This is a genomic window from Acinetobacter sp. 1294243 (genome assembly GCF_000588015.1).
GTDB lineage: Bacteria > Pseudomonadota > Gammaproteobacteria > Pseudomonadales > Moraxellaceae > Acinetobacter > Acinetobacter pittii.
Genome location: NZ_JFXG01000001.1, coordinates 570513 through 584527, shown reverse-complemented (window position 1 = coordinate 584527; position 14015 = coordinate 570513). Strand labels below are relative to the sequence as shown.

Genomic DNA, 14015 nt, shown 5'->3' with positions numbered 1-14015 from the left:
CCCCATAAGTTAGACTTTTAAAACTTATGAGGTGTGCTCTATGCCAATTCCGAAGCATTCAAAAGAGTTAAAATTAAAAGTCATTCAAGCTTATTTAGAGGGAAGTAAAGGATATAAAATCCTTTCACAAGAATTTAATGTAGATCTCCAAACCATCCGCTTATGGATTGAAAACTATAAGGCACAAGGTGAAGATGGCCTGAATGTTAAAACTAAAAAAACCTACTACTCTTCCGAATTTAAAATCAAGGCTGTACAAATGCTTCTTGATAAGATACCGGTAAGAGAAGTTAGAAGACGGTTAAATCTGAGCGGGACGTCAATTTTAAGAAGGTGGCTAGCTCAGTATCATAAAGAAGGGATTGCTGGGTTTAATACCACGAGGATTTATACCAATATGCTTAAACAAGATAAAACTAAAATAACCAAGTCTGTAAAAGATGACAAAGATAAATCTCAGCAGGAGCTCATTGATGAAGTGACCGCTTTACGAGCAGAGGTTGCCTTTTTAAAAAAGCTAAAAGCCTTAAAACTGAAGCAACGTACCTAAATTCAATTTCTACTGCAGACAGTGTTCAAGTTATTTCAGAATTAAGGCAAATTTATCCATTAAAGCTCTTACTCAGTATTGCCAAGATCGCTCGTAGTACTTATTTCTATCACATGAAAGCTGTACGCTCTAAGGATAAATATACTGAGTTAAAACAGCAGATCAAGTCCATATATCACAAGCATAAGGGATGCTATGGCTATCGTAGAATTACTCTTGCTCTGAAAAGTACAGGAATAATAATCAACCATAAATGTGTATATCGTCTTATGAAAACTATGGGACTTAAATCACGTATCAGAGCACTAAAATATCGCTCATATAAAAGTGGTTGTGTCGGGATGGTGGCCGATAACATTATGCAACGGCAATTTAAAGCGAACCGTCCCAACCAGAAATGGGCAACTGATGTGACGGAATTTAATGTTAACGGTGAAAAACTTTATCTATCACCAATTATAGATTTATTTAATGGGGAAATTATTACCTTCCGGATCCAACGTAAACTCAATTATGAGTTAGTGAAAGATATGCTCATTCATGCTTTAGCTAAACTTAAGCGACATGAGAAACCAATTCTCCATTCAGATCAAGGATGGCAATATCAAATGGCTCATTATCAACAGCAATTAAAGCAACATGGTTTAATTCAAAGTATGTCTCGTAAAGGAAATTGCTTAGATAATGCTGTAATAGAAAGCTTCTTTGGAATATTAAAATCGGAGTGCTTTCATGGTGAAAAATTTCAATCAACTGATGAGTTAGAGAAAACTATACGAGAGTACATTCATTATTATAATCATGAGAGAATCAAGGTGAAGCTACAAGGTTTATCCCCTGTACAATATAGAAACCAGTTTTTAAAAACTGCTTAACTAACTGTCCAACTTTATGGGGTCAGATCACCCCTCCGTCAAAGGCACGAGGGGCTCCACACCAAAAAACGTGTTTTTAGTGCTCTTAGGTAGACGGTCTGCTAAAACCGACTGACAAAATAGGTCAGCCGGAGCATCATAAGCTGAGCATTAAAGCGGGTCAATTGCAAAAATAAAAGATTGGTTTATATAAACAAATATTAATATTTTTAAATTTTTATTAATAAAATAACTGATTATTTGGAATTTAAGCGATTGATTAATTATTATACCTAATCTTAATAATTGAGTTTTAATGTTTATATATCAAATATTTATTAATTGTTAATTTATATATTGTTTGCAATCATTGACTTAATAAAACACGAACTGGGAAAGGATGAATAATTTTACTTTCATGAATATGACAATCTGAATTAATTAGCTAATGCCAAAATTTAATTAAAATATCAATTGCAAGAATGATATTTTTTGATCATTTATTTAATTTTGATTTTTACAAAAGCTTGCATAATCTACAAAAGTTAAGAGAACCACTGCGGTAGGTCAACAGAAGATAATGTTATTCATAAGCTTACATCTTAAGATTAATCAGGGTGATCTCAATGTTAAGAATTTTTTGTGCAGTGAGTATGGTATTTGCAATCGCGATGGGTATGAGTGCTTGCCAAGATCGAAATTCAACAGATGATGATGGAACCCATGGCTCTAATGATCCAACCGTTCCCCAACAAATGAATAAAAACTCATAATTATTTGATCTAAGAAAACTCACTTTTACGTGAGTTTTCTTATCGTTATTTTCTATAAAATATGTAACACAATAAAAAGATAATTATATAAAAATATTAAATTAATCAATTAATTAGGTTGGAATTATCTTTTTAATAATTTGTTGTTAATGAATTGTTTTTCTAGTAAATTATAGTTTCAAAAAATTAATAAAATAAACACAACAAGTTACTTATATTCATCCAAAATTCATTTTAGTGATAACAGTTTTATAAAGGTAAGCATATGCCCCAGTACTTAAGAATAGCTGAGAAAATCTATCAAAATGTTAAAGAGAAAAAAGGCTTTACAGATGAGCCTATGGAGGATCTTAACAATTTGATGATTGAACTCAGACATGAGCTTAAGGGGACAAAGCTTAAGCTTTTATACAATTATATTGATTTTGCTGACTTACTGATTAAACCCTTACAGGAATCTAAAATTAAATTGGATTTAAGCCTTATTCCAAAGAGCAAAAATACACAAGAATTTGTTCTGTGGCTTGCAGGGTTTATTGAAAGAATTACTACAGGTGGACAAGAAAAATTACCACCTATTCAGACTAAAGTTGCTTTACCAGACTACGCCTATGAAGAAACACATTCTTCTCCAGTAAAACCAGTTAATAATGGAGAAGAAATTATTGAATATTTTAAGAAAAAAGAAAGCTAAATAGTAACATATAAAAAAGAGCTTATTTCCGAGGGCCGATCGAAAATAAGCTCTTAATTTGGACTAAAAGAGAATGTTATATAAATAACTTATCTTCCATTCCATGCATCTTTAATTGCTTGTTTAGCATGTTCCCATTTTAAGCGAGATTCAGCTTTGAGTTCTTCCCATTTTTGTTCCAAACCGCCTTCGACATCTTCAAACTGAGTGCCTTGTTCCGATTCAGCACGTGCACGATGACCTAATTCATAGGCTGTCGAAAAGTCTCGGTCATAATCGAGATCGGGAGTAGTAAGCTGAGCTTCTTGATAATAAGGACGAGTAAGGTAACTTTCGCGCCAATAAGTGTCAGAATAATTATGGTCGCCGGCTGGCAGTCGTGCGTGATCGCTATTTTGATCTGTCATCAGTTTTTCCTCATCTATTATTTAATTTTATGCTTATGGTAAATTTAGGAAGGTGAGGGCACCTTCCTAAATAAAATGAATGACCGCATCAAATGACATTTAAGTCAGCATCGGATTAGCGTTGCTGATTATTGTTATTTGAGTTTTGTTGGCCTGAATCTTTTTGATTCGAGCCTTGTTGTTGGCGGCGATTGTCATTTTGCTGTTGTTGCTGATTGTTTTGTTGCTGTTGATTGCCGTTTGGCTGTTGCTGATTGTTGCGGTTGTCATTTTGCTGTTGTTGTTGCTGTTGATTATCGCGTTGATTGCTTTGATTATTAGTAGTGCTCATCTTTAATTACCTCATATCATTTATGATGTGTGTTTTATCTGAGAGCTTCAGATAGGTTTATTAAAACATGAAAATTTTTAATGTGTAGCCTTCGGGTGTTACCCTATATTTAACTGTAAATTTAAAAATTAAATAAAACCTTGATTTCTATAAAATGTAACTTTTATCAGTAAACATAATTAATATGAAGATAGATAAAATTACATTTGAGAAGAATGGTGTTAAATAAATGCAATGGTCATTTCTAAATGTGTATATGTTATCTTTTATTAAAATGAATTTATTTTTTATTATCTAATATTATGTATTCTATATCTTTAGAAATGCAATAAATAAGTTGTCTAATTTTAAGGCATGCTGGTCCTTTAAATAGCCGTCTAAAGTTATAAAAATTATTTTTATAATAAATAGAATAAAAAAAGGTGCCTACAGGTTTTTCTTTAGTCTCAGAACCTCCTTTTTTTAAGAGACCTGTGCAGGCAATATAAAGATCGGCATGTAGGAGTTCTTTGCCTTTTTTTATCATCTCCACAGTGACTTGCATCGATTCAGGTGTATATTTTTCAATAAGTTCAGGTGAGATATGAAGTGTATTTTCTTTGACACGTAAGTCATAGCTGACTAAGCTTCCAATAAGAATATCACCTGAATAGGGACTTAAAGAGAAGCGATAAGCTAAATAGCCCGCCGAAGCACTTTCAAAAAGTGCAATTTTAATTTTTTCTTGTGCGAGTAATTTGCAACATGAATTAAACATTGGTTTTCTCCTTAAAACTCTTTTTAATTTAGTTATAAGATTATTTTTAATTTATTTTTGTTAAGTTTTTAAACTTTATGATTTTTAAAGTAACTTAAATGTAATTAAAATTTATTATTTATATATTTTTTATAAAAACAGATGTTTAAATAATTCTAAAGGTGAGAATGTAATTTTGTGTTATTTTTTATCTAATTGAAATTTAACGCTTTTAGAATCATGGGTTATTTCTTAATAACGTAATATAACAAAGATAGGCTGGGATTATAGTTTAGCTGAAGTATGGTAATTTATATCTCACTAAAGGAGAATAGAAATGCCTGTTGTAGTGAAAGAAAGATTATTAGACTTATTACAAGATAATCAACAAAACTATTACGAATTATTTGTTTTTTTCCTTGATCCTGATATTTCTAGTTTTGAAAAAGAAAAGAAGGCACGAGATTTTCTTAATAAAGAAATTGATAAAATAGATCAAAAGGAAATTGATTTTCCTGCAACTATAAATACAGTTAAACAATGGTGTGAAAACGATAATAAACAAAATTGTGAATTATTTCAGACTTATCTAAATCGTAGACAAAACGGGGGTGAGAGAGAGTATTTTAAGAATGTTGGTCAGGCATTCGAATTTTTAATTAAGGTTTCCCCAACTAAAAAAGTAGATGGTGCATGGCTATATAGTTCAGTTCACTACTGGAATGACCCGGTTTTTCATGACCTCATTATTACCTATTTGGAAGAGCTGGGACTAGGTGAGCCGAAAGCAAATCATGTCTGTATCTATGATGACTTGCTACGTAGTCTGGGACTCGATAGTTTTGATCTGCTATTAGAAGATGAATATTATCATAATGCCGTGATTCAGCTGGCGCTTGGTTATGCTCCACCAGAGTTCATTCCTGAAATTGTCGGCTTTAATTTAGGTTATGAGCAACTGCCACTGCATCTACTCATTAGCAATTATGAACTTGCTGAACTGGGTATTGATTCTAAATATTTTAATTTGCACATCACTATCGATAACATTGATAACGGGCATGCAGATAAAGCAATTAAAGTTATAGAAAATATTTACGATAAATACAGAGATAAAGAACTTTTCTTTAATAAATTGAAGCGCGGTTTTGCGCTTAATGGCCATGGTGTTTCGTCTTCAAAAATTATTAAAAATTTAAATCTTGAAGATTTAGTCCTTAAAATTTTAAAAAGAAAAGCGCTCGTCGGTCAGCTCATTCATAACGAAACTAGACAGTTTGGATGTAAAACGATTAACCAATGGTTATCAAATCCAGAAGACGTTAACGGGCTAGTTACACATCTCATTGATCACAAGTGGATTAAATTTAATACCGACCCTGAACAGAGTGTGTTCTGGCGAATGATTAATGAAGAAAATGGAAAAATGTTTGGGGTATTTAACCCTGTAGAACGTCAAATTATTCATGATTGGATTGCTGGTAGTGATCATTCTTCTAACTTCTTGGCCTATAGCAGGGAATTAAAGAATAGCCAGCGTATTCAAGATTATCTCTTTAGCTATATTTCCGATGGCGAACTGGATGCACTACAAGAGCGTGTTCAGAAATCACATGATCTTGCTATAAAAATATGCAAGCTGACTCCGTTTTTGGCCCCAGATTCACATCATAAAAGCATTGGACTTTGGAGCACACGTAAATACGTCGAACTCCTTTTTCCATATTTAAGTTCCTTTAACAAAACTAACTCTTGAAGTTTTTTAATTAACCCCACGTTTAACTTTAAAAACATAGGTAATGAACATGACTGATAATGTTAAATCAACAAATAAAACAAGTGAAATGGCTGGTGCTGACGCTGCAAATAAAGCCAATACTACCCAAAAAACTGAACAATTAGACTCAGTCAGAGATGATGCAACCAATGAAGCATTAACCACAAACCAAGGTGTTAAAATAGCGGATAATGAGAATAGCTTAAGAGCGGGCATTCGTGGTTCAACGCTATTAGAAGACTTTATTTTAAGAGAGAAGATTACTCATTTTGACCATGAACGTATTCCTGAACGTATTGTGCATGCGCGCGGTGTAGGTGCGCACGGTTACTTTCAAGCTTATGAAGGAAATGAGTGCTTAACAAAAGCTGGTTTTTTAACTGATCCAAGCATTCAAACACCAATTTTTGTACGTTTCTCAACAGTGCAGGGACCACGTGGCTCTGCTGATACCGTTCGTGATATTCGTGGTTTTGCCATTAAATTTTATACCCAAGAAGGTAATTTCGATTTAGTCGGCAACAATGCACCAGTGTTTTTTGTGCAAGATGGTATTAAGTTTCCAGACTTTGTTCATGCGGTAAAACCTGAACCAGATACAGAAATGCCAACAGGAGCAACTGCCCATGATACTTTCTGGGATTTTGTGTCTTTAGTCCCTGAGTCAGCTCATGCAGTAATTTGGGCTATGTCAGACCGTGCTATTCCACGTAATCTACGCTCAATTCAAGGCTTTGGTGTTCATACATTCCGTCTTATTAATGCCCAAGGAAAATCTCATTTTGTGAAATTCCACTGGACCCCTAAACAAGGTTTAAGTGCTTTAGTGTGGGATGAAGCTCAAAAGCTTGCAGGTAAAGATCCAGATTTCCATCGTCGAGATCTTTATGAAGCGATTGAGAATGGGGTTTATCCTGAATGGGAATTGGGCGTACAAATTGTCGAAGAAGAAGATGAAATGAACTTTGACTTCGATTTATTAGACCCAACCAAAATTATTCCTGAAGAGTTGGTTCCAGTGACTCCAATCGGCCGATTTGTTTTAAATAGAAATGTAGATAATTTCTTTGCAGAAACAGAGCAGGTGGCTTTCTGTCCGGGACACATCGTGCCAGGGATCGATTTTACAAATGACCCACTTCTACAAGCACGCCTATTTTCGTACACCGATACGCAGTTAAGTCGTTTAGGTGGACCGAACTTCCATCAAATTCCAATTAATAAACCGGTATGCCCATTCCATAACAATCAACGTGATGGTATCCACCAACATACGATTCACAAAGGGCAGGCTTCCTATCAACCAAACTCAATTGATAATGATTGGCCAGCAGAAACACCACCTGCTGCTTCAAATGGTGGTTTTGAAAGCTATCCTGAACAGATTAGCGGACATAAACTTCGTCAAAGAAGCGAGACTTTTTCTGATCATTTTTCACAACCGCGCCTTTACTACAAGAGCCTTGCCCCTCATGAGCAAAAGCATGTGGTCGATGCCTATACTTTTGAGTTAAGTAAAGTGCAACGAAAACACATCCGTGAGCGTCAAGTTCAACAGATTTTAGCAAATATTGATCTCGACTTAGCACGACAAGTAGGTGCTAATTTAGGAATTGAAGTGCCTGATTTGACGCTAGATTATAAAAAAACCGCAGTTGAAAAATCGGCGAAATTATCTTTCTTGGCTTTCCCGCCCCAAGATATTCAAGGTCGAAAAGTTGCAGTACTTATTCATAATTTAGTGAAATCTGATGCATTAGAAGCGATGAAAAACTGGGCAATTAAAGAAGGGGTGACTCTTCATTTATTAGCGCCAAGCTTAGCTCCTGTAAAAGATCATCAAGACAGTATTATTACGGCTGATGGCATGCAGATGGCTGAACCGTCAATTGCATATGATGCAGTGATTATTCCTGATAGCGATAACTTAAATGTCGTCATGCAAGACGGGGTAACTCGCCATTATCTATTAGAGGCTTACAAGCATTTAAAACCAATTGCGTTTTTAGGTAATAAATCTGATTTACTTGAACCACTAGGTTTAGTTCCCGATGAAGGCACTCTAGTTGGAGATGAATTCCAGCCGATTGCTGAAAAGTTCAAAAACTTGATTATGGCTCATCGTGTTTGGTCACGAGAACAAATAGCTGCTCACATACCGGCTTAACAAACAAAAAAGCCCTGAAAGTTTTAACTTTCAGGGCTTTTTTATAACTTAGGGATTAACCATTTACGATTTGACCACCATTTACATGAATGACCTGACCTGTAATGTAACTTGCATCATCTGAGGCAAGAAAAAGATAGGCTGGAGCAACTTCACTTGGTTGTCCCATTCTTCCCATTGGAGTGTCTTTACCAAACTCCTTAACGGTTTCTGCATCGAAACTACTAGGAATTAATGGTGTCCAGATGGGTCCTGGCGCAACACCATTCACTCGAATTCCTTTTTTCTGCTTCATTAAATTGTTCGATAAGCTACGCGTAAAAGTCGTAATCGCACCTTTAGTACTTGCATAATCAATGAGCTCATCATGGCCTTGATAGCTGGTAATACTGGTTGTATTAATAATACTGTCGCCTTCTTCCATATAAGGAATGGCTTCTTTAGTAAGATAAAACATTGGGAAAATATTAGTTTTAAATGTCTTTTCTAATTGCTCATTACTAATGCTTTCAATTTCTTTTTGCTGATATTGAACACCAGCGTTATTCACTAAAATATTAATTTTACCGTAATGTTGTAGAACTTTATCAATATCAAGTTTTGCCACATCTGGATCAGAAATATCACCTTTTAATAAAAGACAATGCTGTCCTTCTCTTTCAACGAGTTGTTTAGTGATTTCAGCATCTTGATCTTCTTCAAGATAAAGGATTGCAATATCGGCACCTTCACGGGCAAACAATACTGCGACAGAACGCCCGATACCGCTATCGCCACCACTAATAACGGCAACTTTATCTTTTAGCTTATCGCTACCTTTATGGGTACTTTTTATTATCTCAGGTTCAGGGTGCATTTTTTCCTGATCGCCTGGTTGATGAGATTGAACTTGTGCGGGGGCAGATGTTGGATACTGGTTTGTTGAGTTTTCCATTTTTAAATACCTCGGTTGTAATATCTAATTTTCATATAGTGAGCTGTTACCGCGTAAATGTGAGTAAAATGAATTTTTTAATAAGTTGTCTTTGTTATTTTATTTATAAGGATGTAAAAAAATATTTTTATATTTAAGGATTAAATAATATCGATTACCTTGATTTTGTTTTTATCAATCATACTTTCAATAATAGATCTATTTCCTGTATCCTCTAACCAGTTTTCTATCGGTATATTATTAGATAAATCTAATATTTTTTTAATAATTTCTTTTGCTCCATCTATATTTTCTGAATTTTTATTATTTTTAATAGCTATATTATCTAGCAACAGTTTTATATCTTCATGTTCTATATTTTTTGATTTAATAATATATAAGTCTCTTTGGAAGGGATGACTTGCATGAGGTGGGTCTAATCTATAGCTCCATTCTTTGTCATAGTCCTGCCATGAGTTTTTGGACTTAATATGTCCTAGTAAAATTTCAGGGATAGAAATATGGATATATTGTAGAGCTGACTGTTGATTTTTTAATTGCATAGTTAAGTTACTCAAACCATCTTATTAAAAATAGTTTTAAATATTCATATTAATCTCTCAAGTAAATTAATTCTGAAAATGTAATGATATATGTTATTGTTTTTTAATTAAAATAATTGTTTGCTTGTTATTTTATCAATAGATCTGATGTTGTGTTAGTTTACTGTTTTGTACATTTTGAAATTTTTTGTTATCAGTTAAAATATTTTAACTGTGTTTGTAAAAATATATTGTAGTGTGCCCTTAGGTAATAATGAGTATATCCAATATTTAAAGAGTAAAATTATTAATAATTAAAATTTTTAAAATATTTTAAAAATAATATGTTTATAAGAAATTTCCTTTTTTGATTGATATACATTTAAAAGGATTGATACATCACTCGGGTGGGAAAATATTATAGATATTCTATTGTTATTAAATCCGTTAACTAAAAGCGGTAGTGACTATAATTAAATATAGGAAGATATAACTATGGCTAATACTAGATATGAAGATGATGATAACAATAGAACAGGTACTTCAAATCGTGGATTTGCAAGTATGGATCCTGAAAGAGTACGAGAAATAGCCAGCAAAGGTGGGCGAGCTGCTCACGCGAGTGGTAATGCACATGAGTTTACCTCTGAAGAAGCTCGTGAAGCTGGCCGAGCAGCCCATGCAAGTGGTAACGCTCATGAATTTACGTCTGAAGAAGCGCGTGAAGCGGGTGCATTAAGCCATAAAAATGATGGCCGTAATGGTCGTGGCCGCGGTCGTGATGATGACGACGATGATGACGATCGCGGTAGCCGCTCAGGTGGTCGAGGCCGAAGCCGTTACGACGACGATGATGATGACGATGATCGCGGTGGTCGTTCAAGCGGACGAGGCCGTGGCCGCAGCCGTGATGACGACGATGATGATGACGATCGCGGTGGCCGTTCAGGTGGACGAGGCCGTGGCCGCAGCCGTGATGACGATGATGATGACGATCGCGGTGGCCGTTCAGGTGGACGAGGTCGTGGTCGCAGCCGCGATGACGATGATGATGACGATGATCGTGGTGGCCGTTCAGGCGGACGAGGCCGTGGTCGCAGCCGTGATGATGATGACGATGACGATCGGGGTGGCCGCTCAGGTGGTCGAGGCCGAGGTCGTAGCCGTGATGATGACGACGATGATGATCGCGGAGGCCGCTCAGGTGGTCGAGGCCGAGGTCGCAGCCGTGATGACGATGATGATGACGATCGTGGCCGCTCAGGCGGACGAGGTCGTGGCCGCAGTCGTGATGACGACGATGATGATGATCGCGGAGGCCGTTCAGGTGGACGAGGTCGTGGCCGCAGCCGTGATGACGATGATGATGACGATCGCGGAGGCCGTTCAGGCGGACGAGGCCGTGGCCGCAGCCGTGATGACGATGATGATGACGATCGCGGTGGTCGCTCAGGCGGACGAGGCCGTGGCCGCAGCCGTGATGACGATGATGATGACGATCGGGGTGGCCGTTCAGGTGGACGAGGTCGTGGCCGCAGTCGTGATGACGACGATGATGATGATCGCGGTGGCCGCTCAGGTGGTCGAGGCCGAGGTCGCAGCCGTGATGACGATGACGATGATGATCGCGGAGGCCGTTCAGGCGGCCGAGGTCGTGGTCGCAGCCGTGATGACGATGATGATTATGATGGCCGTGGTCAAAACTCTCGTAATCAAAAACGTGATGCCTACGGACGTTTTACGTCTTAAGCAGAATGTTTTAAAAACAAAGGAGGCTTTTGCCTCCTTTGTTTTTAGCTTACTTACTGTATTTACTGAGGGAGAGGTTGTAGGCCTTTTACAATATCAAGGTATTCAGAACCGTTTAACCAAAAAGATTTTTTCAAAAAAAGTGTCGTCATAATACTTTCGGCTGCTTCGCTATCTGGATTTTCACAAAATAATCCGTAGCTTTCACCTAAAACCGCATCATTTTCAATTAGGCGAATATAGTAAGCATGTTGCTCATTTGCATAACCTAAAACCGCATCACGTTGATTTTTCATTTCGCATGTCTCCATACCAAAAACTGAATTTAACCAGAATGTTAAGTGTTCAGAATCTCATTTGATAAAAATCAAAAAAACAGTCAGCGATAACGACTATTTCGAAATAGGTTTTGATTTTCTTCAAATTGCCATTTTGGTTAAAACATCCCTGTTAAAAGCAAAATGGATTAAAATCTGATCATGAGATTTATTGTTATGCAAAAAAAATATTTCGTCAACTTGAAAATGTAACTTTTTCAAGTTACATTGTTTGTGTAGGATTTGAACAGTGGAATGGAGGCAATATGCCAAAGAAAAAAGAGTTCGAGCATGGCGGTGCACGAGAAAATGCCGGACGTAAAGCACAGTTCAATGAACCCACCAAAGTCATTCGTGTTCCTGAGTCTCAAGTTAACTTTATCAAAAATTGGTTACTGAATAATGTCAAAACCAATAACTTGACCGACTTTAACTCAAAACTTAATGTCCAACAGGTCCACCCGAATAACGATAAAATCTACCATATTCCTTTGGCAACTGAACGTGTTGCGGCAGGGTTCCCTTCGCCTGCGCAAGATGATATTGAGCAAGCACTAGATTTAAATGAATATTTAATTAGAAATGAAAATGCCACGTTTATTGTCAAAGCCAACTCTTTATCCATGTTAGATGCTGGAATTGATATTAATGATCCGCTTATTGTGGACCGTAGCATTCCCGCTAAATCGGGTGATATTGTGATTGCACTCATCGATAATGATTTCACTGTGAAGCGCTTAATGATTGATAGTCAATTTCATCCACCTAAAGTTTGGCTAAAAGCAGAAAATCCTGATTATCAGAATATTTATATTGAAGAGGGGCAAGAACTGGTTATTTGGGGAGTCGTGACTTATAACCTCAAACGAATGAGATAATTTTTTCTTATATTTATTATTTAAGTTACTGACCTGAAATCGAGGCCAGTAACTTTTTGCTGAATGACTTTTAAATTTGCCCAATCAATAAGCACGTTGCGATAACAACCATCAAACCACCTGAAAAACGGCCGACTAATTGTGCTGCTTGTGGTCTGGTTTTCAAAATAGCCTCTGAACCATAACCCACTATTAAGTAAATTATCGCGCAGCTAATCATGTGGACAACACCGAAGGCAAGAATTTGTGTTGTCACTGTCCATGAAGCAGTAGTGTCAATAAATTGAGGAAGCAGTGCTAAAAAGAGCAAAAAAACTTTCGGGTTTAATCCACTCACGTAAACTCCTTTGGTTGCCCAGCTCAACCATGACTGAGCTTTTTCAGAACCAGATTCGTTCGGAGTAGGAGGGGTAAGTAATAAGTTTATTCCCATCCATAACAAATAAGCAGAACCTGCAATTGTTAAGATCATCAGAGCAGTTGGATTATTTGCTACCAGTAGGCCAACACCAGCCGCTACTAATAAAATCGTAATAAAGTGCCCAAATAGCATACCTGCAACAGCGGGTACGACGACTTTGCCTTTAATCCCTGCCGAAATGGCATAGGCCCAGTCTGCCCCTGGCGTAATAATAAAAAGAATGGAGACACTCCAAAATGCAATAAAAATGTTAAAAGCCATATGCTTATCTCGGCGAACTATTTTTCCAAAGGTTTCACTCGTGGTTTAGAAAAAATCCCTATTTATTCGAGCTTGTTGAAAATAATATGCTCATGTATTTAGAATGTGCTTTTAAATGTTTGCTCATATCACACTCATTTGGGGTAAATTTTTCTAAATGGATCGCACAGATAAAAAGATTCTTGCTGAATTGCAATTAAATGGCCGATTATCTATTACTGAATTGGCAGAAAAAGTCGGTTTGAGCATTTCACCTTGTCATAGACGAGTGAAGGCTTTACAAGAGTCAGGAGCTATCAAAGGTTATCGGGCAGAACTCGACCCAAACTTAGTTGGATTTGAATTTTCAGCGATTGTTTTTATTACGCTTAAAGAAGGTGATAAACAGGCAGTCGAGAAGTTTGAAAATGCCGTAATTGATATCCCGCAAATTATTCAGGCCCAGCGCTTGTTTGGTGAACCTGACTATTTGCTACATGTGGTGGCTAAAGATTTGCCTGCTTTTCAGCGTTTGTACGATGAAAAATTATCTGCTATTCCAAGTGTGCAACGACTCATCTCAACCATTGTGATGAAAGATGTAGTGCCTGAACGTTTATTCCCGATTGGCTAAGAATCATCAGATATAAAAAAAGAAGCTTTAAA

The 14015-nt window shown here is 36.5% G+C and carries 16 protein-coding genes; 9 read left to right on the top strand and 7 right to left on the bottom strand.

The window, feature by feature from the left end; all coding sequences use genetic code 11:
- Positions 1–40 precede the first annotated feature (40 nt).
- The 4 genes from J655_RS25730 (at position 41) to J655_RS07665 (ending at position 2871) form a co-directional block, all read left to right on the top strand.
- Positions 41–550: a helix-turn-helix domain-containing protein gene (locus J655_RS25730; protein ID WP_002120495.1), complete on the top strand. Its 510-nt coding sequence runs from the start codon at positions 41–43 to the stop codon at positions 548–550.
- A gap of 5 nt (positions 551–555) precedes the next feature.
- Positions 556–1425 carry an IS3 family transposase gene (locus J655_RS25725; protein ID WP_106405999.1) on the top strand — a complete coding sequence of 290 codons (870 nt, stop codon included), beginning with the start codon at positions 556–558 and terminating at the stop codon, positions 1423–1425.
- Between the two features lie 605 nt (positions 1426–2030).
- On the top strand, positions 2031–2177 hold the full coding sequence (locus J655_RS25290; protein ID WP_032052225.1) for a hypothetical protein: 147 nt from the start codon (positions 2031–2033) through the stop codon (positions 2175–2177).
- A 265-nt stretch (positions 2178–2442) separates the two neighbouring features.
- A complete protein-coding gene (locus tag J655_RS07665; protein ID WP_032052224.1) occupies positions 2443–2871 on the top strand; it encodes a hypothetical protein in 429 nt (142 codons plus the stop codon).
- An 89-nt stretch (positions 2872–2960) separates the two neighbouring features.
- On the opposite strand, the gene J655_RS07660 is transcribed toward J655_RS07665, so the two are convergent.
- The 3 genes from J655_RS07660 to J655_RS07650 form a co-directional block, all read right to left on the bottom strand.
- Positions 2961–3278, bottom strand: a complete 318-nt coding sequence (locus J655_RS07660; RefSeq protein WP_004793048.1) for a hypothetical protein — start codon at positions 3276–3278, stop codon at positions 2961–2963.
- 115 nt (positions 3279–3393) lie between these two features.
- Positions 3394–3609 (bottom strand): hypothetical protein, encoded by a 216-nt coding sequence (locus tag J655_RS07655; RefSeq protein ID WP_005304252.1) that lies wholly within the window; start codon positions 3607–3609, stop codon positions 3394–3396.
- 280 nt (positions 3610–3889) lie between these two features.
- On the bottom strand, positions 3890–4366 hold the full coding sequence (locus tag J655_RS07650) for a CinA family protein (protein WP_013198215.1): 477 nt from the start codon (positions 4364–4366) through the stop codon (positions 3890–3892).
- Positions 4367–4682: 316 nt separating this feature from the next.
- Between J655_RS07650 and J655_RS07645 the strand changes: the two genes are divergently transcribed.
- Together J655_RS07645 and katE are read left to right on the top strand one after the other, a co-directional pair.
- Positions 4683–6101: an iron-containing redox enzyme family protein gene (locus J655_RS07645; protein ID WP_032006775.1), complete on the top strand. Its 1419-nt coding sequence runs from the start codon at positions 4683–4685 to the stop codon at positions 6099–6101.
- A 43-nt stretch (positions 6102–6144) separates the two neighbouring features.
- A complete protein-coding gene (gene katE / locus J655_RS07640) occupies positions 6145–8289 on the top strand; it encodes a catalase HPII (protein WP_081311941.1) in 2145 nt (714 codons plus the stop codon).
- A gap of 55 nt (positions 8290–8344) precedes the next feature.
- Here the strand turns inward: katE and J655_RS07635 are convergent, their stop codons facing one another.
- A complete protein-coding gene (locus J655_RS07635) occupies positions 8345–9223 on the bottom strand; it encodes an SDR family oxidoreductase (protein ID WP_000432004.1) in 879 nt (292 codons plus the stop codon).
- 140 nt (positions 9224–9363) lie between these two features.
- Positions 9364–9765, bottom strand: coding sequence for a DUF6367 family protein (locus J655_RS07630; protein ID WP_014206462.1), 402 nt, complete (start codon positions 9763–9765; stop codon positions 9364–9366).
- A gap of 474 nt (positions 9766–10239) precedes the next feature.
- On the opposite strand from J655_RS07630, the gene J655_RS25655 reads away from it, so the two are divergent.
- Positions 10240–11493 (top strand): KGG domain-containing protein, encoded by a 1254-nt coding sequence (locus J655_RS25655; RefSeq protein ID WP_032052222.1) that lies wholly within the window; start codon positions 10240–10242, stop codon positions 11491–11493.
- Positions 11494–11555: 62 nt separating this feature from the next.
- Here the strand turns inward: J655_RS25655 and J655_RS07620 are convergent, their stop codons facing one another.
- On the bottom strand, positions 11556–11789 hold the full coding sequence (locus tag J655_RS07620; protein WP_002114518.1) for a hypothetical protein: 234 nt from the start codon (positions 11787–11789) through the stop codon (positions 11556–11558).
- Between the two features lie 287 nt (positions 11790–12076).
- On the opposite strand from J655_RS07620, the gene J655_RS07615 reads away from it, so the two are divergent.
- Complete coding sequence (locus J655_RS07615; protein ID WP_005069871.1) at positions 12077–12688, top strand: LexA family protein; 612 nt, start codon at positions 12077–12079, stop codon at positions 12686–12688.
- Between the two features lie 70 nt (positions 12689–12758).
- Here the strand turns inward: J655_RS07615 and J655_RS07610 are convergent, their stop codons facing one another.
- The gene (locus tag J655_RS07610) at positions 12759–13370 is read right to left on the bottom strand and encodes a LysE family translocator (protein ID WP_014206465.1); all 612 of its coding nucleotides are present in this window, start codon (positions 13368–13370) and stop codon (positions 12759–12761) included.
- Positions 13371–13527: 157 nt separating this feature from the next.
- Here J655_RS07610 and J655_RS07605 point away from each other — a divergent pair, with 157 nt between their 5' ends.
- A complete protein-coding gene (locus tag J655_RS07605; RefSeq protein WP_032052221.1) occupies positions 13528–13983 on the top strand; it encodes an Lrp/AsnC family transcriptional regulator in 456 nt (151 codons plus the stop codon).
- The last annotated feature ends 32 nt before the right edge of the window (positions 13984–14015 follow it).